Origin of the sequence: Sciscionella sediminilitoris (assembly GCF_000737195.2) — a bacterium.
Taxonomy (GTDB): domain Bacteria; phylum Actinomycetota; class Actinomycetes; order Mycobacteriales; family Pseudonocardiaceae; genus Sciscionella; species Sciscionella sediminilitoris.
Genome location: NZ_JALM01000152.1, coordinates 1 through 22197 on the forward strand (window position 1 = coordinate 1; position 22197 = coordinate 22197).

Consider the following 22197-nt stretch of genomic DNA (forward strand, 5'->3'; position numbering starts at 1 on the left):
CTGTGCCTGCACCTGGTCCGGCTGGACCACGGTGCCTCGGTGGCGAACGCGATCGCGCGCAGGCTCGTCGTCCCGCCGCACCGCGATGGGGGACAGGCGCAGTTCATCACCACCCCGATGGCCGGGGACCCGGGCGATGTTGTGCTCGGCGAGCTGTTCGAGTGGGTGTACGCGCATCTGGACGAGCCGCTGACGATCGCGGATCTGGCGCGCAGGGCGAATTTGAGCCCGCGCACCCTGGCCAGGCGGTTCCGCGCGGTCACCGGGCTCGCCCCGTTGCAGTGGCTGCTCACCCAGCGCGTGCACCGCGCCCAGGAACTGCTCGAGACCACCGAGCACGGCATCGAGCAGATCGCGGCGAAGACCGGAATGGGCACCGCGACCACACTGCGGCGGCACTTCAACCGCGTGGTGGGCACGGCACCCGATGCCTACCGGCGCACCTTCCTGCGCGAGGCGGGCAGCACCCATACGAGGGTGAGCACCGCGAGCACGGCGACCGCGATGAGCAGCACACTCGGCGAGGCGAGCTGACCGAGCGCGGCGAGCGGGAAGGGCACGATGAAGCCGAGATAGGTCAGTGCCTGGTACATCGCGGTCATCGAGGCGAGGTGTTCCGGCGGTGCGATCCGCTGCACCTCGAGCAGTCCGCAGACCTGACAGGTCCCGTAGGCGGCGCCGAGCACGAGCGCGGCGAGGGCGACGAGCAGCGGGCTGCCCTCCGCCGCTGCCGCGATGGCGACCAGCAGCCCGGCGAACACGATGCCGAGCGCGACCGTGAGCAACCGCGGCCGCTGCGGGTGATCGAGGCGGCGGGCGAGCGGCTGCACCGCGATGCCGGCCGCGGCCACCAGCATCGGCACCACCGCGCTGAAGATCAGGGCGTGCGCACCGAGCTGTTTCCCGACCAGTCCGGGCAGATAGGAAAGGCCGATCGAGGCGGTGGCGAACACCCAAGGCGCCAGCGGTGCGACCACGAGCAGGAACCGGCCCCGGAATCGCGGCCGGGCCCGGGAACCGCTCGCCTTGCCCGTGGTCTCCGGGGTGCGCGCGGCCAACGGCAGCGCGCACGCGACGAGTACCAGGTGCGGAAGATAGGGCAGCACCGTCGGCCATGGCGCCCACTGCGCGAGCACGCCCGCGATGATCGGCCCGCCGCCGAAGCCGGCGGTCATCGCGACGGTGAGCCTGCGCGGACCCGGATTTCCGGACTCCTGCTCGGAAAGCTCCTTGATCCAGGCGGCCCCCGAACTGAACGCGGCCCCGCAGGCGATGCCGACCACGAGGCGGCCGATGAACAGCCACGGCACCCCGGTTCCGCCCGCCATGAGCAGCGCGCTGCCCGCCGCGGAGACGAGCAGGGTGGGCAGCATGACTTTCCGGCGCCCGATCCGGTCCGAAACCGGGCCACCGAGCAGCAGCCCGGGGACGAGGCCGAGCGCGTAGAGGGCGAACGCCGCCTGTACCACGGTGCTGGACAGGCCGAGCTGCGCGCGATAGAGCAGCAGCAGGGGAGTGAACTCCTGTGCGCTCCAGCCCACGGTCAGGACGGCGAGCCCGGCGCCGAGCCAGGTGCTCGCGGAACGAGCGCGGATCCGGTCCGCGGCCAGGGTTTCAGTCACGAGTTCCATCTTCGGGCGGTCGGCGCGGATTGACGAGTGTCCGAAACGACACTGTTCGAACAGTTTCGGTCAGGGGCGTACAGTTTCGCGCATGTGGACCATCGCCGGAACCCTGAGCGCGCACTCCGTTGACGACCGCACCGATCTGCTCGGCGAGCCCGTCGCCGCCGCGCTCGCCGGATTGGACGCGCAGACCAGGAACCGTTGCGCCGTCGTGGAAATCGATCCGGAACTCGCCGACACCGCGCAGTTCTGCGAACACTACGGCTCGCCGATCGAGGCCTCCGCGAACTGCGTCGTCGTGGCGGGCAAACGCAGCGGGGAGGAAAAGCTCGCCGCCTGCCTGGTGCTCGCCACCACCCGCGCGGACATCAACAACGTGGTCCGCAAGCACCTCGATGTGCGCAAGGCCTCGTTCGCGCCGATGGACCGCGCCGTCGATCTGACCGGCATGGCCTACGGCGGGATCACCCCGATCGGGCTGCCCGCGGACTGGCCGCTGCTGATCGACTCCGCGGTCGCGAAGGCGCCCGAACTCGTGATCGGTGCCGGGATCCGGGGCGCGAAGCTGCTCGTGCCAGGGGATGTGCTCGCCGCGCTGCCGAACGCCGAAGTGCTGGAAGCCCTCGGTAACTGAGCTACGGGGAGCGCAGCGGCTCGAACAGGCCGGGATCGCCGGTGGTCACCGCCGTGTTCGGGCGGCCCCACACCGCGCGGAACACGGTCTCCGCGGTCCCGGTCATGCTGGCATCCGCCGTGCCCGTGGACTCCTCGGTGATCCTGACCGGTTCACCCGGTTCGAGGTGGGCCAGCCAGGAACGCTCGCTGTCGCTCGGTGCGAACAGTACTGTTCCGCGCACCGCGACCGGTTCCCTGCGCGGGGCAAGGCCGGGCACCATGGCGAGGAGCAGTTCGGCGATCCCGTCCGCGGCGAGCTCGGGCGGGTAGAGCGCGCCCGGTTCACCGCCGATCGCGAGCTCCGCGTCGAGCCGGTGGATCGCGATCTCGTGCGCCTGCCGCCGCGCCCAGAACGCGGTGTTCTGCGGGGACCAGCGGAACGCCTTGCACGCGTGTTCCGGGCCCAGGTCGGTGAGCCTCGCGGTCAGCGCTGCCGCATTGGCCCGGGCCCGGTCGAGCAGTTCCGCGTAGTCCTCCGGCGGGGTTTCCATGGCCGCCGCCTTGTCCTCCGGGGTGAGCGTGGTGAGGTCGACCACCCAGCGGTGCAGCGTGCTGACGTGCCCGACCAGATCCCGCATCACCCAGGAACCGCAGGTGGGCACCTGGGTGTCCGGCCCGGCCTGCGTCGCGGCGTCCAGTAGCGCGTTCGCGTGCCGGTCGAATTCCGTGATGAAGCGCCGGTATTCGGTCATTCGCCCGAACCGAGCCATTCGGCGAGGAACGCGGCCTCGTTGTCCAGCAGCTTGATGATGTGCCCGGAGACGGATTCCTCCACCTTCGAGCCGACGACCGGGATGCTGACCTTGATCTCGCCGCGCAGCTCCTGGGTGCTCGAACCCTGGGTCCCGGTGATGCGCGAGGTACCGGTGAGCGCGCCGGGGGCATTGGGCACGGTGACCGAGATTTCGCCGCGGTAGCCCTCACCGTCGGCGCGCCACTCCTCGGTGCGCACGATCGTGAGGTCGCCGCCGAGCAGGGCGCGGACCGGGCCGGGCAGCTTCTGCGCCGGAATGCCGTGCTTGGTGTGGATCCGGGTCGCCGCCGTATCGGCGCGGTGCTCGGTGAGCTGGGCCTGCGGCCCGCCGAGCTTGGCCAGCTTCGCGTTGATGAACTGCTTGTCCACGAGGGCGTCGTGCACGGTCTTCGCGTCCGCGGAGAAGGTAGTGCGGTGCTCGATGCTGCGTGCCATGGCGAGAAGGTTACCGTTATCGGCTGTGACAAGCGCACGCACGACCACCCCGCTCGCCGGCTACACCACCCTGCGCCTCGGGGGCACCGCGAACCGGATCGTGCGCGCCGAGACCGCCGAGGACGTGGTCGAGGCCGTACGCTCGCTGGATGCCGCCGGGCAGCGGCTGCTGGTGCTCGGCGGCGGGTCCAATCTGGTGATCGCCGATGCCGGATTCGACGGCACCGTGGTGGCGCTGGCCAACACCGGCTCCCGCATCGAGGAGGGATTGGTCACCGTCGAGGCGGGTACCCCGTTCGACGAGTTCGTCGCGTGGACCGTCGCCGAGGGGCGCGGCGGGGTCGAGACACTGTCCGGGATCCCCGGTCTCGCGGGCGCCACCCCGATCCAGAACGTCGGGGCCTACGGCAGCGAGATCGCCGAGACGCTGGTCTCGGTCGACCTGTACGAGCGCTCCAGCGGCCAGGTGCGCACCGTCCCCGCCGCGGAGCTCGGCCTCGCCTACCGGACGAGCCTGCTGAAGAACACCGATCGCGCCGTGGTGCTGCGGGTGCGGCTGCGGCTGTCCGCGGACGGGCTCTCCGGCCCCATCCGGTATGCCGAGCTCGCCCGCGCCCTCGGCGTCGAGCAGGGGCAGCGGGTGCCGCTCGCGGATGCCCGCTCCGCCGTGCTCGAACTGCGCCGCGGCAAGGGAATGGTGCTCGATCCCGAGGATCACGACACCTGGAGCGCCGGTTCCTTCTTCACCAATCCGATCGTTTCCGAGGACCAGGCCGATGCCGTGCTCGAACGTTCGAGCGCCGAGAGCATGCCGCGCTATCCCGCCGAGGGCGGGGTGAAACTGTCCGCGGCCTGGCTCATCCAGTCCGCCGGATTCGGCAAGGGACATCCGGGACCGGGCGGCCGCGTGGCGCTGTCCGGCAAGCACGTGCTCGCGCTCACCAACCGGGGCGGGGCGAGCACCGAGGACCTGCTCGTGCTCGCCAGGGAAGTGCGGGACGGGGTGCTCGAGGCGTTCGGGGTCCGGCTGCACAACGAACCCGTGTTCGTCGGCTGCGAACTCTGAGCGGTCCGTTCGGTGTGGCCGCTCGGTGTGACCGCGGTGCTCGGTGGGGTCGCGGTGGTCAGTGTGCCCGCGGCGCGCCGAGGCCGAGCAGGCTCTCGGCGGCGGCCCTGGCGTGGTTGCCCGCCTCGTTGCTGCGCTCGACCGCGCTGATCACCATCGCGCCCTCGATGAGCACGGTCAGCTGCTTGGCGAGTTCGCGCGGTTTGGCGAACCCGCCGTGTTCGAGCTCGGTCACCAGTAGTTTGCGGTAGCGGTTCAGGTGGGTGCGCGCGATGGTGCGCACTTCCTCGTCCTGGTTGCGGGTGTCGATGCTGGTGTTGATCACCGGGCAACCGCGGTAGCCGTTCTTGGTGAACCCCCTGCGGATCGCGTCGAACAGGGCGAGCACCCGCTGGGCGCCAGGTGGGATTCCGGCCAGCTCCGCGGCGAGTTCCTCGTGGGTCTGCTCGCTGCGCCGGGCCACCATCGCGGCGACGAGGCCTTCCTTGGACTGGAAATAGCGGTAGATGCTCAGCTTCGAGGCATTGGCCCGGGCCGCGATGTCGTTCACCCCGACCGCGTGCACGCCGCGCTCGTAGAACAGCTCGCCCGCCGCCTTGAGCACCTTCGCCTTGGTCGCTTCCGGATCGAGCGCCGCGCCGCGCTGCACTGGCATGATGCGTCCTCTTGTTCCCGTTGTTCGGCGCTCTGCGGGGTAGCACAGGGCGGATAGGACAGTACGGGACCATCTTATCTTGCCTGGGTGGCGGCTCTGGCCAGTCTGGTGGAGCGTCGTCTGGGGAGTCCTGCCTTGTCTGGGGAGCTGTGTCTCGTGTGGGGAGGCGTGTTTCGTGTGGAGAGCTGTGCCTCGCGTCGGGAGCTGTGTCTCGTGCGGGGAGGCGTGTCTCGTGTGGAGCGCCCTGTGCCGCCTGGAGCGCCCCTGCCCCATCGAAAGAAGGTACTGGACTGTTCCATCGACGACAAGAAGGTACTGTACTGTACCAACTATGTCGTGTAGCCAGGGTGTGTGGTGGAGGCAAGGTATGTGGTGTAGGCCGTGTGTGCGGTTTTCACAGAGTTCGCGGTATTCGCCGAGTTCGCGGCGGCCGGGCGGGAACAACCGAGCGGCAGGTGGGTCATGAGCCGCTATGCCACGCTCGCGTTCACCGACCAGGTGCGCGCCTTCCAGGAAGAGGCGGGCAGCGCGCGGGCGAACGCACACGCCGTGGACGCCGATCCGCGGCCGGATCCGCTGACCGAGACCGAGGCGCGGTTCATCACCGAACGTGAGGACTGCTACCTGGCCACCGTGGGGGAGACCGGCTGGCCTTACGTCCAATACCGCGGCGGCCCGCCGGGGTTCGTGCACGTGCTCGATGAGCATCGGCTGGCCTTCCTGGATGTGCGCGGCAATCGGCAGTACATCACCGGCGGCAACCTCCGCGGGGATGCGCGGATCTCCGTGCTGTTCCTCGACTTCGCGTTCCAGCGCAGGCTGAAGATCCTGGGGCGCGCGGAAACGAGGGCCCTGGACGAGGCCCCGGAGCTCGCCGAGGCGGTGGCCGAACCCCGCACGGACGGGCGGGCCGAACACGTCCTCGTGATCACCGTGGAGGGCTTCGCGTGGAACTGTCCGCAGCACATCACCCAGCGGTTCACCCGCGCCGAGTTCGGGGAGGCCCTTGCCGGGGTGGAACAGCGGATGCGGGCCCTGCGCGCGGAAAACGCGGAACTGCGCCGCAGGCTCGGTGAACGCTGAGCGGTGACCGGGCCCTTCAGCGAATCCCGGCGGGCAGGTCCGCGTCCATGGCCTGGAGTTCGCGGTCGATGCTCTTCCACCGCAGCAACAGGGCGACCACGGCGATCAGCAGCGAGAGTTCGCCGATGAGCAGCGCTATCTCCCCGGCGAGGAACTGGTCGGCGCGCAGATCGGGAACCCAGGGCAGGGCGAGCGCGGTGTACATGTTGCCGCCGCCGAGGCTGTTGCCGATGATCCGGTCGGTGGATGTGAGCAGCGCGCCGAAGACGATGTCCAGTGGCATGGCGGCGAGCAGCATGCCGAGCCGCCCGAGGGTGGGCAGCGGGCGCGGGGTGGGATCGGCACCGGCGACCGGCCAGGCGAACAGGTAGCCGATGGCGAGGAACACCACGTTGATGGCCACATGCGCCCAGTGGAACCGGATGGCCGCGTCGAACAGCCCGGTGAAGTACAGCAGGAACGGTCCGCCGCCGAACAGGGCGAGCGCCACGAACGGATGGGTGAGCACGCGCAGCGCGCCGGAGTTGGCGAGCACGTCGAGCCGCTGGGAACGGGCCAGGCTCAGCGGTGCCCCGACGGCGAGCAGCAGCGGGGCGAGCATGGACACCAGCATGTGGCTGGTGATGTGCACGCTGAACATGCCGCCCGCGTACCGCCCGATCCCGGAGCTGGTGGCGAGCAGCAGCACGAGACAGCCCGCGAACCAGGCGATGCTGCGCCCGATCGGCCACTGGTCTTTCTCCTGTCGCGAGTCCCCGTTGCGGCGTAAGCGAAGCAGCCCGATCAGATAGGCCGCGGCGAGCAGGATGGACAGCGAACCGAGCAGCGGATCGAACCGCCAGTCGGCGAGCAGCCGCGGCAGATCCGGCGCGGCGGAGAGGTTGTAGCCGAGCAGGGTTTCCTGCACGGTGCCCTGGGAACCGATGAAGGCGGGCGGGGCGAGGTGGCTGAGCCCGAACGAGGCGGCACCCGCCGCGGCGAGCAGGAGCAGTTCGAGCACCGGGGCGATGCGATTGCGCCGCAACGCCAGCCCCGCGAGCCCGAGCAGCAGCACGAGCAGGAGCTTGACCAGGAGCAGCAGCCCGTAGCCGGTGCCGAACAGCTGGCCGGGGGAACCGAACATCGGCGCGACGGTGAACACCCCGGAGGCCACGAGCACGCACCAGGCAACGGTGGCCAGCCTGCGGTAGCGGCGTGGTTCCAGCGCGGCGCGCCAGCGTGGGCGCAGCAGCGCGACCAGCACCCCGCCCCAGATCGCGGCGACCGGGACGTGCACCACGATGGCGCTACTGGCCAGGTCGTGCCCGGCCTCGGAGGCGGCGTGCCCGGTCACCAGTGGGGGAAGCAGCGCGAGCACCCCGAGCAGAAGTACCGCGACCGCGGGCAGCCAGCGCAGCACGAACCGGGCGCTCAGCGCGGTCGCCGCGGCGAGTACCGCGGACAACAGCCAGCCCATCGGGCTCTCCATCGCGGCCAGCAGGGGAAACGGGTCCCCGCCGCCGAAGACCTGCGCGAAGGATCGCCCGAGCGTTTCCCCGGAACGGTCGGCCACATCGAAGGGGACCAGCACCGCCGCGGCGAGGAACCAGAGCAGCGCCCACCGCCCCGCGCTGCGCACCGCGTCGTAGCCGACCGGGGAGAGCAGCCCGCCCGCGCGCGGGGTACTCACCAGGGTGGCGAAGGCAAGCCCGCCAAGTGCCAGCGCGGCCGCGACGGTGGCCACCGCACGCAGCACCGGAGCCCCGATCCGCACCAGCGCGCCGGGATCACCGTTGCCGAGCGCGGTGTAGGGCAGGGTTCCGGACAGCACGCCGATCAGCGCGGTGCCCAGGACAGCGAGCAGTGCGGCCAGTAGTGCGACGGTGCGGAACCGGGTCATCGGTGCCGACGCAGCCGCAGGCTGTTGGAGACCACGAACAGCGAGGACAGCGCCATCGCCGCAGCACCGATCAGGGGGTTGAGCAGTCCGGCAGCCGCGATCGGGATCGCCGCGATGTTGTACCCGAACGCCCAGGTGAAGTTGCCCCGGATGGTGCGCAGCGTGGCGCGCGCCAGGGTGATCGCGGTCGGCACCACGTCGAGGTCGGCGCGCACCAGGATCAGGTCGGCGGCCTCGAGCGCGAGATCGGTCCCGGTGACCACGGCGAGCCCGAGATCGGCGCTGGCCAGGGCGGGCGCGTCGTTGATCCCGTCGCCGACCATGGCGACCGAGCGGCCCTCGCCGCGCAGGTTCTCGATCACCGCCGCCTTGTCCGCGGGCAGCACCTCGGCGATCACCTCGCCGATACCGAGCTCAGCGGCCACGGCGTTCGCGGTCGCCGTGTTGTCCCCGGTGAGCAGCACGGTGCGCAGGCCGAGCCCGTGCAGCCGCTCGATCGCGCGGCCCGCGCTCGGTTTGATCGTGTCGGCGAGCGCGAACAGGCCGAACACCGTGCCGTCCACGGCGACCGCGACCGAGGTGCGGCCCGCCTGCTCCCAGGTGCCGCGCAGCGCGGCGAGCTCCCCGTCCAGTTCGATACCGGATTCGGCGAGCAGCCGCGCGGAACCGACCAGCACCTCGCGTCCCTCGACGATGCCCTGCGCGCCGAGCCCGGAACGGGCGGTGAAGTCGGTGACCGCGGGCAGTTCCCCGAGTTCGGTGTCGGCCAGTGCGATGATGGCGCGGGCGGCGAGGTGTTCGGAGGCGTGCTCGACCGCAGCAGCCAGCCGGAGCAGTTCGGCGCGTTCGACGCCGTCCGCGGTCGCGGTGTCCACCACGGTCATCCGGCCCTCGGTGAGGGTTCCGGTCTTGTCCAGGACCACGGTGTCGATGGCGCGCGCGGATTCCAGTGCCTGCTGGTGTTTGATGAACACGCCCAGCTGGGCGCCGCGCCCGGAGGCGACGAGCAGCGCGGTCGGGGTGGCCAGGCCGAGCGCGCAGGGGCAGGCGATGATCAGCACCGCGATGGCCGCGCTGACCGCGTGCGTGGCCCCGGAGCCGGCGAGCAGCCAGCCGAGCAGGGTGAGCACGGCAAGCCCGACCACGATCGGCACGAACACCGCGGAAATCCGGTCGGCGAGCCGCTGGATTCCGGCCTTGTCCTCCTGGGCGCGTTCCACAAGGCGCACCAGCTTGGCGAGTTTCGTGGCCGAACCGACCGCGCTCGCCTCGATCACCAGCCGTCCGGCCTGCACCACGGTGCCGCCGGTGACCGCATCGCCCGGGCCGACCTCGGCGGGCATCGACTCGCCGGTCATCGGGCTGGTGTCGACCGCGGTGACCCCGTCGAGCACGGTGCCGTCCGCGGCGATCGTCTCACCGGGGCGGGCGAGGAAACGGTCCCCGATGCGCAGTTCCTCGGCGGTGATCCGGTCCTCGCTGCCGTCCGCGCGCAGCACGGTGACCTCGCGCGCCCCCAGCGCGGCCAGTGCGGTGAGCGCACCGCCCGCATTGCGCTTGGCCTTGGCCTCGAACAGCCGACCGGCGAGCACGAACATGGTCACGCCCGCGGCGACCTCGAGGTAGATCGAACCGCTCGGGGCGAAGATGAGCCCGAGGATGCCCTCGTCCGAGGCGGCGCCGCCCTGTTCGGCGAACACCGTGTACAGCGACCAGGCGCTCGCGGCGATGATGCCGATGGAGACCAGGGTGTCCATCGAGCTCGCGCCGTGCCGCAGACCGGTCGCCGCCTTCTTGTGAAACGGCCAGGCGCACCAGGTGACCACCGGGACGGTCATCACCAGCAGCACCCACTGCCAGCCGGTGAACCGCAGCGAGGGCACCAGGGTGAGGGTGATCGACAGGTCCCCGACGGGGAGGCCGAGCAGCAGGGCCACCACGAGCCGGCGCCACAGCGAGCGGACGGTGGAGTCCTCGTCCTGCTCTTCGGGCGGTTTCGGCGGTTCCACCGGCGCGGCACCGTATCCGGCGCGCTCGATCTGGGCGATCAGGTCCTGTTCGCTCGCCGAATCCGGTGCGTGCACGGTCGCCTTCTCGGTGGCGTAGTTGACCGTCGCCCGGACGCCGTCGAGTTTGTTCAGCTTGCGTTCCACCCGTGCCGCGCAGGCCGCGCAGGTCATCCCGGTGACCGCGAGCTCGACCACCCGGTCCTGTGCTGCTGCGCCCGCGGTCTCGGTGACCGTGGCCGACGGGTCGGTCATGCCTACCTCCGTGCTCGCGGATCGGAGCCGTGTGCTCCGCCGCGTGTCAGATCGCATCGTCCTTCGGTGTCATCGATCGTGCCGCGATGAGGTCCTCGCGCGCCCGCGCGACCCTGGACCGGATGGTGCCGACCGGGACCGAGCACACCTGCGCGGCCTCGGCGTAGCTGTAGCCGAGCACCTGGGTCAGGATCAGCGCCTCGCGCCGCTGCGGGTCGAGCTGATCGAGCAGGATACGCAGTTCGACCTGCTCAGCGGGGCCCGGTTCGCCCGAGGCACCGCGCTGCTCGGCCGCGGCCTGCCAGTCGATGTGCTCGGCGATCCGCGGCCGGGCCCGTGCCGCGCGCACCCGGTCCACCGCGACCCGGCGCGCGATGGAGAGCAGCCAGGCCCGTGAGGAGGACCGCCCGGCGAACCGGGACAGCGAGCCGAACGCCCGCAGATAGGTCTCCTGGGTGAGGTCGTCGGCCGCGGCGCTGTCCACCAGGTGCGCGAGGAACCGCCACACATCCGCCTGCGTTTCGCGCACCCAGGCCTCGAGGGCGCAAGAGTCCCCCCGTGCGGCGGTGAGCGCGAGCGCGGTCACCCGCTCGTCGTGTTCGGGACGGCGCGCAGGCATACCGCCAACGGTAGACCACGCCCGGAACGGCCCCGCGCCTGCGCACGCCTAGTGTGACGTGGATTGTCCGGCCCGTGTGCCACTCAGCGGGTCGCCGCCTGGTAGGCGCCCGGGGTGCTGCCGAAGGTCGCACGGAACGCCGCGATAAACGCGCTCGGGCTGCTGTACCCGAACTCGTCGGCGATACCGGTGACCGAACGGCCCTCGGCGAGGGCGATCGCGGCGTGCAGCAGCCGTAGCTGGCCGCGCCAGCGCGGGAAGGTGGTGCCCAGTTCGCGGTGGAACAGCCGGGAAAGGGTGCGCTCGCTCGCGCCGACCGCGGCGCCGAGCTCGGCGAGGGCACGCTGGTCCCCGGGGGCCGCGTGCAGGATCGCGGCGAGGGCCCGCAACCGGTCGTCGCCGGGTTCGGGCAGGTGTAGCGCGGGCACGCGCGCCGGGCGCAGCTCCATGCCGATCAACGCACGGAGCAAGGCCTCCTTTTCCGGACAAGGCGGCTTGTTCCCGGTAAGGGCGAGTACCGCCTCGCGCAGCAACGGGGAGACCTCGAGCAGGACCGGATCCCGCACCCCGAGCGGATCGTGCTCGAACTGGACCCCGCGGATCTCGGTGGCACCGTGCGCCTGATGGCGGTGCGGTTCCGTGGCGGGCAGCCACATCGCCCTGCGCGGTGGCACGACCCAGCTTCCGGTGCGCGTGGTGACGGTGAGCATGCCCGCGCTCGGGTAGAGGAACTGGTGCTGGGCATGGTCGTGCCAGCCGGTCAGCTCCCGGTGCCCGACCCGGCGGCTGGTGACCGGCGGCGAATCATGGCGGGAGATTGCCATAACCTGGCAGTCTAGCGTTAGTCCGCCAGCACGGCGTCGCGCGAGGATCGGGACATGCGCCATTCCGTACTCGCCCCGATCGGTCTGCTCGGCGGCGCGATGGGCGCCCTGCTCGGCGGCGGCACCGGCACGGTCACCGTGCCCGCGCTCGACCGGTACGGCGACCTCGACCGCCCGGTGATCCACGGGACCTCCACCATCGCGAACGTCGCCGTGGCCGCGGTCGGCGGCTGCGTCTACTGGCTGCGTGGCGGAGCCATCGAACCGCGGTTCGGGGTGCCGCTGATGATCGGCGGGGTGTTCGGCGCGCTCGCCGGGGTGCGGATCGTGCGCCGGGCCCCGGAACGCTTGCTGCGCACCGTTTTCATCGCCGTGCTGGTGCTCTCCGAGGTGAAGCTGCTCACCGACGCGTTCGGGCTCGACCCGTTCGGCGGTTCCGGGATATTCGGCCCGGACATCCGCGCGAATCCGGTGTTGGTGTCCGCGGTGGGGATCGCGCTCGGGGTCCTCGTGGGTGCGTGGTCGGCCGCGCTCGGGCTCGGCGGCGGGCTGCTCTCGGTGCCGATACTCGTGCTGTTGTTCGGGGCGAGCCTGCACACCGCCGAGGGCACCGCCCTGATCGTGATGCTGCCCAATTCGCTGGTGGGCGCGATCGCGCATGCCCGCGCGGGCACCGCATCGGTCCCGGTCGGGCTGCGGCTGGCCGCCGGTGCCGCGATCGGGGCGGTGTTCGGCGCACTGCTCGGCCTCGCCGTCCCCGGATTCGTGCTCAGTGCCTTCTTCGGGGTGTTCGTGCTCTGCATGGCGGGCCGGGAGATCCGGCGGATGCGTGGCTAACCGCCGAAATACCGCGCCACGAGCGGCAGCACCCGCGCGCGCAACTCCGGATCGAGCCCGATTCGGGTGCGGCGATCCAGCACATCCTCGGGTACCAGCGCGCCCTCGCTGCGGATCGCGAACCGTAGCTCGGCCCCGGTGACGGTGGTGCCATCGGCGATCGGGGCGAGCAGTTCCGGATCCCCGTCCGCTTCGGCGAGCACCCGGGATGCCTCGGTGCCGTAGGCGCGCACCAGCCGGGCGGGCGCGGGCACCGAGGCCAGCCTGGCGCGCGGGGTGGCGCCGACGAGGGGGAGCCGTTTCGTGCGGCACGGGCCCGCGGCGAGGTTCCTGGAGCCCACCGCGGCATCGACAGCGTCCTGGGCCATCCGCCGATAGGTGGTGAGCTTTCCGCCGACGATCGTGATCAGCCCGTCGGAACCGTGCAGCACGCTGTGTTTCCGGGACACATCCGCGGTGCGCCCGCCTCCGGTGTCGAGCAGCGGCCGGAGCCCGGAGTAGGTGCCGAGCAGCCGTCCGCGCTCCAGTGGCTCGGTGAGCGCGGAATTGACCGTGTCGAGCAGGAAATCGATCTCGGCCGCGCTCGCCTCGGGGACATCCGGGACCGGGCCATCGGCCTCCTCGTCGGTGAGCCCGACGTACACCCGGCCGTCCGGTGCGGGCAGCGCGAACACGAACCGGTTGCGCTCACCGGGAACCGGGATCGTGAGCCCCGCGGTGAGGCCGCCGAACTCGCTCGCCGGGAACACCAGGTGGGTGCCGCGGCTCGGACGCAGCTGCACCCCTTCGGCGAGTTCGCCCGCCCACACCCCGGCCGCGTTGATCACCGCGCGGGCCCGGACCTCGACGCCGCGCCCGCCGACGGTGTCCCGCAGCACCGCGCCGTTCCCGGTGACCGCATCGGCAGCGCACCGGGTGAGCACCCGGGCCCCGTGCGCCGCCGCGGTCCTGGCGAGCGCGGTGACCAGGCGGGCGTCGTCGGTGAGCTGGCCGTCCCAGAACACCAGTCCGCCGCGCAGTCCCTCGCCGCGCACGGTCGGGGCGAGCCTGCGCACCAGGGAGGGCCGGACGCGCCGCGAGCGGGGAAGTGTTGCCGGAGCGGTCCGCGCCGCCGTGCGCAGCACGTCCCCGGCCAGGTATCCCGCACGCACCAGTGCGGACTCGCCCTTGGACACCCCGGGCAGCAGCGGGATGAGCTGGGGCAGCGGGTGAACCAGGTGTGGCGCGGTGCGTTCGAGGAGAATGCCGCGTTCCACCGCGCTCTCGTAGGCGATGCCGACCCCGCCGCTTGCCAGATAGCGCAGCCCGCCGTGCACCAGTTTGGAACTCCACCTGCTGGTGCCGTTGGCCAGATCGGCGCGTTCGGCGAGCACCACGGAAAGCCCGCGGGAGGCCGCGTCCAGTGCGATGCCCGTTCCGGTGACCCCGCCGCCGATCACGAGCACATCCACCCGGGGATCGGCCTCGAGCGCGGCGAGTTCGGCGTTGCGGCGGTCCGCGTTCAGATCGGGGTTCATGGCGCGAGATACCTCGTGAGCAGTTGGCGCAGTTCCTCGTCCAGCGCGGTGAGTTCGGCCTCGGTCTCGGCGAGCACCGGCCCGGTGAGGGTGAACGACCACGCGGTCAGCAGCACGGCCTTGGCCCGGGCGCCCTGATCGCCCGCGCGCACGGTGCCCTGTTCCGCCCCCGCGGACAGTGCCGCCTCGATCGTGCCCAGCTGCGCGGTCGTGGTGGTTCCCTTGCGCCGCACCAGATAGGGCAGCAGAACCTCCGGATCGAGCGCGATGATCTTCTGCAGCATCGGGTGCGCGCGCACCTGCCGCACCACCCGCACCAGTTCCTCGACGAGATCGACCTCGCCGTGCTGGGCCGCGATCCCCAGCCGGGCCCATTCCCGGGTCATCAGCGCGGCCACGACCTGGCGCACATCGCTCCAGCGCCGGTAGAGCGTGGCGCGGGAGACCCCGCTGGCGCGGGCGATATCGGACATCGTCATCCGGCGTACCCCGATCCCGAGCAGCAGTTCGTAGGCGGCGTCCAGGATCTGCTCCTCCGGGATGGCGTTCGCCGGCTCGAGGGTATTGCGTCGCTGCGACATAGTGTGTCAATTTGTAACAGTGTCGAGCCCAGAATTCCACCCGTACCGCTGGGGCACCGCCTCGATGGAGCTGCCCGAGGCCGTTCGCGCCGCGCTCGCCGCATTCGGGGTGCGGGAACCGGAGAACCCGCCGGTCGCCGTCGAACAGGCCACGCTGCCGGATTCGGTGCTGAGCGAACCGGCACGGACCGCGCTCGGGGCGATCGTCGGCGCCGACCGGGTGCAGACCGGGCAGGCCGCGCGTGTGGGGCACACGCGCGGCTGGTCCACCCCGGATCTGCTGGCCCTGCGCGCCGGGGACGCGGCGGACGCACCGGACGCGGTGGTCAGTCCGGGGACACACGAGGAGACGGTCGCGGTACTGGAGACCTGCGCCGCGCACCGGATCGCCGTGGTGCCCTACTCCGGTGGCACCTCTGTTGTCGGCGGGCTGGTCCCGGCACGCTCCGGGTTCGCCGCGGTGATCAGCCTGGACACCCGCGGGCTCACCGGGCTTCAGGAGTTCGACGAGATTTCCCGCACCGCGCGGTTCGGGGCCGGGACGCGGGGCCCCGAAGCCGAGCAATCGCTCGGCGAACGCGGGTACACCCTCGGCCATTTCCCGCAGTCCTACGAGGGAGCCTGCCTCGGCGGGTACGCCGCCGCCCGTTCGGCCGGCCAGGCCTCCGCGGGATACGGGCGCTTCGACGAGATGGTCGTCGGACTCACCTTGGCCACCCCGCGCGGCACGATCACCCTCGGCACCGCGCCGAAAGCGGCGACCGGGCCGGATCTGCGCGAGCTGGTGCTCGGTTCGGAGGGCACGCTCGGCGTGATCACCTCGGTGACCGTCCGGGTGCGCCGTGCCCCGGCCGAACAGGCCTACGAGGGCTGGCGGTTCGGTTCCTTCGCCGAGGGCGCGACCGCGCTGCGCCGCCTCGCCCAGGACGGTCCGCTGCCCGCCGTGCTGCGGCTCTCCGATGAGGCCGAGACCGCGGTGAACCTCGCGGATCCCGCCGCGGGCCCCGGATCGGGCGGCTGCCTGGCGATCATCGGGTACGCGGACGGGCTCGAATACCGGTCGGCGATCGACGAGGTGCTGCGCGAAGCCGGCGGCGAACCGCTCGGTGACGGTCCCGGGCAGGCCTGGGAGGCGGGGCGATACCGCGCCCCGTACCTGCGGGACGCGCTGCTCGACGCGGGCGCGTTCGCGGAAACCCTGGAGACGGCGACCTTCTGGTCGAATCTGGACACGGTCAAGGCCGCGGTGACCGAGGCGATCACCGCGAATCTGGAGCGCGCGCTCGTGCTCTGCCACATCTCGCACGTCTACGAGACCGGAGCCTCGCTGTACTTCACCGTGGTGTGCGCCCAGGGCGAGGATCCCGCCGGGCGCTGGGCGGGTGCGAAACACGCGGCGAACGCGGCGATCCGCGCGGCGGGGGCGGCGATCACCCACCACCACGGCGTCGGCACCGATCACCGGGAGACTTATCTCGACGAGATCGGCCCGCTCGCGGGGGATGCGTTGCGTGGGGCCAAACGCGCGCTCGATCCCGAGGGCATCATGAACCCTGGCGTGCTGCTGCCCGCGGACCGCTGAGATGCGTGAGTTCACCGCCCTTGTCAATCCGGTCTCCGGTGGCGGGGAGGCGGCCGCGCGGCTGCGCCCGGTCCTGGATGCCTTGCGCGCTTTGGGATCCGAGGTCGTGCTCGAGCGAACCCGCAGCGCCGCGCATGCCGGTGAGCTCGCCACCGAGGCAGCCCGGAACGGGCGGGTGGTGCTCGCCGTCGGCGGGGACGGGCTGGTGCGCGATGCAGCGGGCGCGGTGGTGCGCGCGGGCGGGACACTGGGCATCGTGCCCGCCGGACGGGGCAACGACTTCGCCCGCACCCTCGGTCTTCCCGGGGAACCGGACCGGCTCGCCACGCTGCTGCACGAGGGCGCGGTGCGCGAGCTGGATGTGCTCGACGCGAACGGGGTGATCGTGCCCGGCAACGTGTACGCGGGAATCGATTCCCAGGCGAGCGTGCTGATCAACGTCAACCGGTGGGTGCCTGCCGCGCTGCTGTACCGGATCGCCCCGGTGCTCGCCTTTCTGCGCTGGAAACCCGCCGAATACACCCTCGAGATCGACGGCGAACCACTCCGGGTGCGGGCGAACACCGTGGTGCTGGCGAATTCCGGGGCCTACGGGCACGGGCTGCGGATCGTGCCGCCCGCCGTGCTCGACGACGGCCGCGCCGATGTGCTCGTGGTCGGTGAGGGGCCGCGTTCGGCGATCGTGCGGTTCATGCGCGAGGCGAAGACCGGATCGCATGTGCGCCGCCCCGAGGTCAGCCTGCGCACCGCACGGGAGATCAGCATGCGGGTGGACCGCCCGGTCCCGCTGTGCGCGGACGGGGACGTGATCGGCGAACTTCCGGTCACCGTGCGGCTGCGCTCCGGGGCGCTTCGGGTGATCACCGGCTGACTGTCACGAAATCCGGGGCTGTCCGGTCTACTTGTCGAGAGCGACAGGAAGGGATGGCCATGATCCTGGTTACCGGGGCGTCCGGACGGCTCGGCGGCGCGCTGCTGCAGCGGCTCGGCGGGCAGGGGGAACGGGTACGCGCGCTCAGCCGCAGGGCGCGCACGGGTGGCGGCGCGGAATGGGTGCGCGGCGACCTGAGCAGCGGCGAAGGGCTCGAGGCCGCGCTCGAGGGAATCGACACGGTGATCCACAGCGCGACCACGATCGGGCGCGCCGACATCGCGGCGACCGAGCGGCTGCTCCAGCTGGCGCGGAACGCGGGCGTGCGGCATTTCGTCTACGTCTCGATCGTCGGGGTGGACGCGATCCCGTTCTTCTACTACCGCACGAAACTCGAATGCGAACGGCTGGTCGCCGCTTCCGGGATTCCGTGGACGGTGCTGCGGGCCACCCAGTTCCACGAGCTGCTCGCCCAGATCTTCGCGGCGCAGCGGTTCTCGCCGGTCCTGTTCACCGTGTCCGGGCTGCGGTTCCAGCCGGTGGACACCACCGATGTCGCCGAACGCCTCGCATTGCTCGCCGGGGGACCGGCCAAGGGCATGGCCCCCGAGATCGGCGGGCCGGAAGTGCTCGGGATGCGCGAGCTCAACCGCGAATACGCCCGTTCCCGTGGCTGGCGCAAACCCGTGCTCACCGTCCCCGGTCCCGGTACGGTGCTGCGCCGTTTCCGGGAAGGGCACAACCTCACCCCGGAACACGCCGAAGGGACGATCGGGTTCGCCCGGTTCCTCGCCGAGGGAGCGGGGAAATGATCGCGCGCCGGGTACTGCGCGGCGGTCTCGGGCTGCTCGCGCTGACCCAGTTCGCGGTCGGTCTCGTGGCGCTGTTCCTGCCGCACTGGTTCTTCTCGATCCCGGTCGTCGGGATGGGAATGGCGTACAACCCGCACCTGATGATGGATTACGGCGCGATGGGGCTGGCCACCTGCGTGGTGCTGGGCACCGCGGTGTTCCGCCTCCGGCTCGCGCGACTGGCGCTGCTGGTGTACCTCGTCTTCGCGGTGGCGCACTTCGGCATCCACCTGCGTTTCCTCGACTGCCTGAGCCCGGCGACCGGGACCGTGTTGCTCGTGGTGCTCGGCATCGTGATCGCGATCCCGCTCGGTCTGCTGGCGCTGACCCGTCAGTCCTCGCCGAGCAGTTCGGCCAGCACCACGGCGTGACTGTGCTCCAGGTCCTTGGTCGCGGTGAGCAGGGTGACGGTGCCCGCGGTGTGCGCCAGCCGGTGCACCGCCGGGTTCCCGCTGAGCTCGGCCCGGTAGCGCTCGCGGAACTCCGCGAACCGTTCCGGGCGGTGCCCGTACCAGGTGCGCAGTTCGGATGAGGGCGCGAGTTCCTTGGCCCACTCGTCCATGGCCAGTGTTTCGCGGCGCACCCCGCGCGGCCACAGCCGGTCGATGAGCACCCGGAGGCCCTCGTCCGGTTCCTCGGCGGCGTACACCCGCCGGATCCGTATCGTCGGTCGTGCCATACCTCCATTGTGCGCTTCCACTGCTCGTTCCGGGGGTATTTGGGCCCGCACCCCTTCCGCCCGTGTTCGGTATATGTTAAGAAACTTTCCGAACTCTGAGCGGAGGTCGCATGAACCGGAAGCTGCGAACAGGACTCGTCTCGATCGCCGCGCTCGTACTCGCGGCCTCCGGGATACCCGCGGTCGCCGCGGATGCCGCCGCGGGCGCGCCGGACGGTGCGGCGCAGGGACTGCGCACCATCGGGAAGGCGGGCTGGCAGGTGGCCAGCAGTGCCGACGCGCCGCAGGGCGGGGCCGAGGTGTCCAGCCCCGGATTCGCCACGAAGGGCTGGCTCCCGGTGCGCCCGGACGACGCCGGGGCGCCGGGTACCGAGATCGGCGCACTGGTGCAGAACGGCGCCTGCCCGAACGTCTTCTACTCCGACAACATGCGCAAGTGCTTCGGCTATCAGGCCAAGCGCGGGCCGGTGGAGAACAAACGATTCGCGGTGCCGTGGTGGTTCCGCACCACGTTCAGCGCGACCCCGCACCCCGGAGAGCAGCACCAGCTGGTGCTCAACGGCGTGGTCGGCGAGGCCGATATCTGGCTCAACGGCAAGAAGATCGCCGACCGTTCGCAGGTTTCCGGGGCGTTCGCCAAACACCGGCTGGACGTGAGCGGGGCGCTGCGGCCGGGCGCGAACTCGCTCGCGGTGCGGATGTACCCGAACGATCCGCAGAAGCAGTTCACCCTCTCCGCGCTGGACTGGAGCCAACTGCCCCCGGACAACCAGACCGGCATCGAGCTGCCGGTCCAGCTGCGCACCAGCGGACCGGTCGCGGTCGGGAATTCCCATGTGCTGCAACACAATGCGGCGGATCTGCACAGCTCGGAGCTCACCGTGCGGACCGAGGTGAGCAATGCGAGCGACCGTCCGCAGCGGGCGATGGTGACCGCGCGGGTGCGCCAGCCACGCGGCGCGGGGGCTCCGATCGCGCTGCACCGCGCGGTTCTGGTGCCGCCACGCAGCACGCGGCAGGTGAGCTTCACCCCTGCCGAGGAGCCCCGGCTGCGGATCGAGCACCCCAGGATCTGGTGGCCCTACCAGATGGGCGGCCAACCGCTGTACACAGTGGACACCGCGGTGGCGCAGTACGGCCGGATCTCGAACAGCGAGCATCAGGATTTCGGTATCCGCACGGTGACCTCGAAGCTGGTCGGGAAGTCCAAGGCGGCGCCGCACGGGGTGCGGCAGTACAGCATCAACGGCAGGCCCTTCGTGGTGCGCGGCGGCGGGTTCGGCCAGGATCTGCTGTTGCACTATTCCCGTGGCGACATCGCGCACCAGTTCGCGCTGATGAAGAACATGGGCATCAACCTGGTGCGCCTCGAAGGCCACGAGATGCCGCAGGATTTCTATCGGCAGGCCGACCGGGCCGGGATGCTCATCGAGTCCGGTTTCCTGTGCTGCGTGGATTCCTGGCAGCCGCCCGAGGACGGTTCCGGGCTCAGCGAGCGGGATTACGCGATCATGCACCGGTCCGCGCGCTCGATCGGGGAGCGGCTGCGTTCGCATCCGAGCGTGATCACCTACACCTGGAGTGACAACGCCCCGACACCGAGGCAGGAGAAGGAATCGCTGGACGGCTTCGCCGAGGCCGATTTCAACGTCCCGTTCATCGCTTCCTCGGAGTACAAGTCCAGTCCGAAACTCGGCCCGGCCGGGGAGAAGGAAGGGCCGTACGACTGGGTTCCGCCGAACTACTGGTACGACAGGGAACACTTCGACGCCGAGGATTCCTCGCTCACCAATGCGGGCGGGGCATGGGGATTCGACAGCGAGCAGAGCGCGGGAAACACCGTGCCCACCCTGGACTCGCTGAAGTCCTTCCTCTCGCCGGAAGAACTGCGCAAACTGTGGACCGATCCGGAGTACCACCAGTACCACAACAACTACGAGTCCGGGCACGACGGCTACGCGTTCGGCACCCTGTACCACTTCGACACGGCACTCGAAAAACGGTACGGGAAGTGGAACAGCCTGGAATCCTATGTGCGCGCCGCCCAGGTGCAGAACTACGAGAACACCCGCGCCCAGTTCGAGGCCTTCCTCGATCACTCGACGGACAAGCCGGTACCCGCGACGGGGACGATCTACTGGCAGATGAACAAGGGCTGGCCGAGTCTGCTGTGGACACTCTACGGCTACGACGGTGATCAGGCGGGCAGTTATTTCGGTGCGCAGGCGGCGAACCGTCCGCTGCACGCGCTCTACACACAGAACGCCGAAGGCCCGGACAGCGTCACCGTGGACAACCTCACCGGGAACGCGGCCCGGGATCTCTCGGTGCACGCGGTGGTGCGCGATCTGCACGGCAAGGTCATCGATGATCAGCGCGCCGATCGGCTCACCCTGCGGAGCCAGGGAGTGCGGAACCAGGTGCTCACCCCGAAAACCCCGGAGCATGGCGTCTACTTCGTGGAGCTGCGGCTGGAACGTGGCGGGCAGCTCGTGGACCGCAACGTGTACTGGCGTTCCGCGGACGGCAAGGACACCGTGGACTGGGGCAAGACGCTCGGCAACCCGCAGGCCACGATGACCGGCTACACCGATCTTTCCGCGCTGCACGACCTGCCGAAGGCGAAGGTTTCCGCGCAGGCGGACACCAAGATGGCCGGGGACAAGCGGGTGACCACGGTGACCCTGAAGAACACCTCGCCCGGCACCGCCGCGGCCTTCTTCCTGCGCGCCGATCTGCGCGATTCGGCGAACGGATCCGCTGTGCCGCAAGGGATCTGGTCGGGCAACGACGTGACGCTGTGGCCCGGGCAGAGCCAGCGCATCCAGGTCAGCTACTCCGCGAAGGACCTGCGCGGCAGCCCGGAGATCAGTGTCGGCGGGTGGAACACCGACCCGGTCACCGTGCCCGCCGGGTGATCACAGCTGTGGGTGGCGGTCCCGGACCGGGCTGACCGTTTCCAGCGCGGCGCCCGCGCCCAGCACCGTGTTCTCGGTGTACCAGCGGGAAACCAGCTGGACGCCGATGGGGAGCCCATCGGCAGCGGCGCCGAACGGCAGGGAAAGCGCGGGCAACCCGGTGAGGTTGAACGGCACCGTGGCGCGCATGATGCCGCGTGCGGGCACGGTCTGCTCGCCCGCCTGGAACTTCGAGCGGGCGTGCGGCGGAGCCGGGATGGGGCACACCGGGCACAGCAGCAGATCGTAGCGTTCGAAATACCCGGCGAACAGCGCGGCGAGCTGCTCGACCCGTTGCTGTGCGGCGACATAATCGGCAAGGGACACCTCGGGAGCCTCGATCGTCCGCTGGATGACCGGATGCAGTTCGGCTTCCCTGCCCGCGGTGATCCGGCGGAAATACGGCACGATCTCCGCGGTGAACAGCACCGCGGAGATCGTGCCGT

Annotated in this window: 22 protein-coding genes; 10 read left to right on the top strand and 12 right to left on the bottom strand. The window is 70.8% G+C overall.

Annotated features, from left to right (window positions below):
• On the top strand, positions 1-534 hold a 534-nt coding region (locus AD72_RS34205; RefSeq protein ID WP_031470802.1), incomplete at its 5' end, for a helix-turn-helix domain-containing protein.
• Here AD72_RS34205 and AD72_RS34210 read toward each other — a convergent pair.
• Positions 432-1631 carry an MFS transporter gene (locus AD72_RS34210; protein ID WP_031470803.1) on the bottom strand — a complete coding sequence of 400 codons (1200 nt, stop codon included), beginning with the start codon at positions 1629-1631 and terminating at the stop codon, positions 432-434. The two genes, AD72_RS34205 and AD72_RS34210, sit on opposite strands and share 103 nt — an antisense overlap.
• An 82-nt stretch (positions 1632-1713) precedes the next feature.
• Here AD72_RS34210 and AD72_RS34215 point away from each other — a divergent pair, with 82 nt between their 5' ends.
• Entirely contained in the window at positions 1714-2259 is a 546-nt protein-coding gene (locus AD72_RS34215) for a YbaK/EbsC family protein (RefSeq protein ID WP_031470804.1), read from the top strand.
• A 1-nt stretch (position 2260) separates the two neighbouring features.
• Here the strand turns inward: AD72_RS34215 and AD72_RS34220 are convergent, their stop codons facing one another.
• Both AD72_RS34220 and AD72_RS34225 read right to left on the bottom strand, forming a co-directional pair.
• Positions 2261-2992 carry a maleylpyruvate isomerase family mycothiol-dependent enzyme gene (locus AD72_RS34220; protein WP_051899325.1) on the bottom strand — a complete coding sequence of 244 codons (732 nt, stop codon included), beginning with the start codon at positions 2990-2992 and terminating at the stop codon, positions 2261-2263.
• Complete coding sequence (locus AD72_RS34225; protein WP_037348380.1) at positions 2989-3489, bottom strand: DUF2505 domain-containing protein; 501 nt, start codon at positions 3487-3489, stop codon at positions 2989-2991. Before AD72_RS34225 ends, AD72_RS34220 begins: the two co-directional genes overlap by 4 nt.
• A gap of 25 nt (positions 3490-3514) precedes the next feature.
• On the opposite strand from AD72_RS34225, the gene AD72_RS34230 reads away from it, so the two are divergent.
• Entirely contained in the window at positions 3515-4555 is a 1041-nt protein-coding gene (locus AD72_RS34230; protein WP_031470807.1) for a UDP-N-acetylmuramate dehydrogenase, read from the top strand.
• Positions 4556-4613: 58 nt separating this feature from the next.
• On the opposite strand, the gene AD72_RS34235 is transcribed toward AD72_RS34230, so the two are convergent.
• Entirely contained in the window at positions 4614-5210 is a 597-nt protein-coding gene (locus AD72_RS34235) for a TetR/AcrR family transcriptional regulator (RefSeq protein ID WP_031470808.1), read from the bottom strand.
• A 462-nt stretch (positions 5211-5672) separates the two neighbouring features.
• Between AD72_RS34235 and AD72_RS34240 the strand changes: the two genes are divergently transcribed.
• Positions 5673-6293: a pyridoxamine 5'-phosphate oxidase family protein gene (locus AD72_RS34240; RefSeq protein ID WP_031470809.1), complete on the top strand. Its 621-nt coding sequence runs from the start codon at positions 5673-5675 to the stop codon at positions 6291-6293.
• A 16-nt stretch (positions 6294-6309) separates the two neighbouring features.
• On the opposite strand, the gene AD72_RS34245 is transcribed toward AD72_RS34240, so the two are convergent.
• The 4 genes from AD72_RS34245 to AD72_RS34260 all read right to left on the bottom strand — a co-directional run bounded on the left by AD72_RS34245 (position 6310) and on the right by AD72_RS34260 (position 11876).
• Positions 6310-8172, bottom strand: coding sequence for a cytochrome c oxidase assembly protein (locus AD72_RS34245; protein ID WP_051899327.1), 1863 nt, complete (start codon positions 8170-8172; stop codon positions 6310-6312).
• Complete coding sequence (locus tag AD72_RS34250; protein ID WP_031470811.1) at positions 8169-10433, bottom strand: heavy metal translocating P-type ATPase; 2265 nt, start codon at positions 10431-10433, stop codon at positions 8169-8171. Before AD72_RS34250 ends, AD72_RS34245 begins: the two co-directional genes overlap by 4 nt.
• A gap of 46 nt (positions 10434-10479) precedes the next feature.
• Positions 10480-11052, bottom strand: coding sequence for a sigma-70 family RNA polymerase sigma factor (locus AD72_RS34255; RefSeq protein ID WP_031470812.1), 573 nt, complete (start codon positions 11050-11052; stop codon positions 10480-10482).
• An 83-nt stretch (positions 11053-11135) separates the two neighbouring features.
• Positions 11136-11876 (bottom strand): AraC family transcriptional regulator, encoded by a 741-nt coding sequence (locus AD72_RS34260; protein WP_031470813.1) that lies wholly within the window; start codon positions 11874-11876, stop codon positions 11136-11138.
• 54 nt (positions 11877-11930) lie between these two features.
• Here AD72_RS34260 and AD72_RS34265 point away from each other — a divergent pair, with 54 nt between their 5' ends.
• A complete protein-coding gene (locus AD72_RS34265; RefSeq protein ID WP_031470814.1) occupies positions 11931-12713 on the top strand; it encodes a sulfite exporter TauE/SafE family protein in 783 nt (260 codons plus the stop codon).
• Here AD72_RS34265 and AD72_RS34270 read toward each other — a convergent pair.
• Positions 12710-14230, bottom strand: coding sequence for a glycerol-3-phosphate dehydrogenase/oxidase (locus AD72_RS34270; protein WP_031470815.1), 1521 nt, complete (start codon positions 14228-14230; stop codon positions 12710-12712). The two genes, AD72_RS34265 and AD72_RS34270, sit on opposite strands and share 4 nt — an antisense overlap.
• Entirely contained in the window at positions 14227-14811 is a 585-nt protein-coding gene (locus tag AD72_RS34275) for a TetR/AcrR family transcriptional regulator (protein ID WP_031470816.1), read from the bottom strand. Before AD72_RS34275 ends, AD72_RS34270 begins: the two co-directional genes overlap by 4 nt.
• 19 nt (positions 14812-14830) lie before the next feature.
• Here AD72_RS34275 and AD72_RS34280 point away from each other — a divergent pair, with 19 nt between their 5' ends.
• The 4 genes from AD72_RS34280 to AD72_RS34295 are packed head-to-tail and all read left to right on the top strand — an operon-like array spanning position 14831 to position 18486.
• Positions 14831-16393 carry an FAD-binding oxidoreductase gene (locus tag AD72_RS34280; RefSeq protein WP_031470817.1) on the top strand — a complete coding sequence of 521 codons (1563 nt, stop codon included), beginning with the start codon at positions 14831-14833 and terminating at the stop codon, positions 16391-16393.
• Position 16394: 1 nt separating this feature from the next.
• A complete protein-coding gene (locus AD72_RS34285; protein WP_031470818.1) occupies positions 16395-17264 on the top strand; it encodes a diacylglycerol/lipid kinase family protein in 870 nt (289 codons plus the stop codon).
• Between the two features lie 59 nt (positions 17265-17323).
• On the top strand, positions 17324-18076 hold the full coding sequence (locus AD72_RS34290; protein WP_343123754.1) for an SDR family oxidoreductase: 753 nt from the start codon (positions 17324-17326) through the stop codon (positions 18074-18076).
• Entirely contained in the window at positions 18073-18486 is a 414-nt protein-coding gene (locus AD72_RS34295) for a hypothetical protein (protein WP_051899328.1), read from the top strand. Before AD72_RS34290 ends, AD72_RS34295 begins: the two co-directional genes overlap by 4 nt.
• On the opposite strand, the gene AD72_RS34300 is transcribed toward AD72_RS34295, so the two are convergent.
• Entirely contained in the window at positions 18447-18794 is a 348-nt protein-coding gene (locus tag AD72_RS34300) for a DUF488 domain-containing protein (RefSeq protein WP_031470821.1), read from the bottom strand. The two genes, AD72_RS34295 and AD72_RS34300, sit on opposite strands and share 40 nt — an antisense overlap.
• A gap of 110 nt (positions 18795-18904) precedes the next feature.
• Between AD72_RS34300 and AD72_RS34305 the strand changes: the two genes are divergently transcribed.
• Complete coding sequence (locus AD72_RS34305; RefSeq protein WP_031470822.1) at positions 18905-21712, top strand: glycoside hydrolase family 2 protein; 2808 nt, start codon at positions 18905-18907, stop codon at positions 21710-21712.
• Here AD72_RS34305 and AD72_RS34310 read toward each other — a convergent pair.
• Positions 21713-22197, bottom strand: a 485-nt coding sequence (locus AD72_RS34310; protein ID WP_031470823.1) for an amidase family protein, incomplete at its 5' end; no start/stop codon positions are given. It lies immediately after the preceding gene.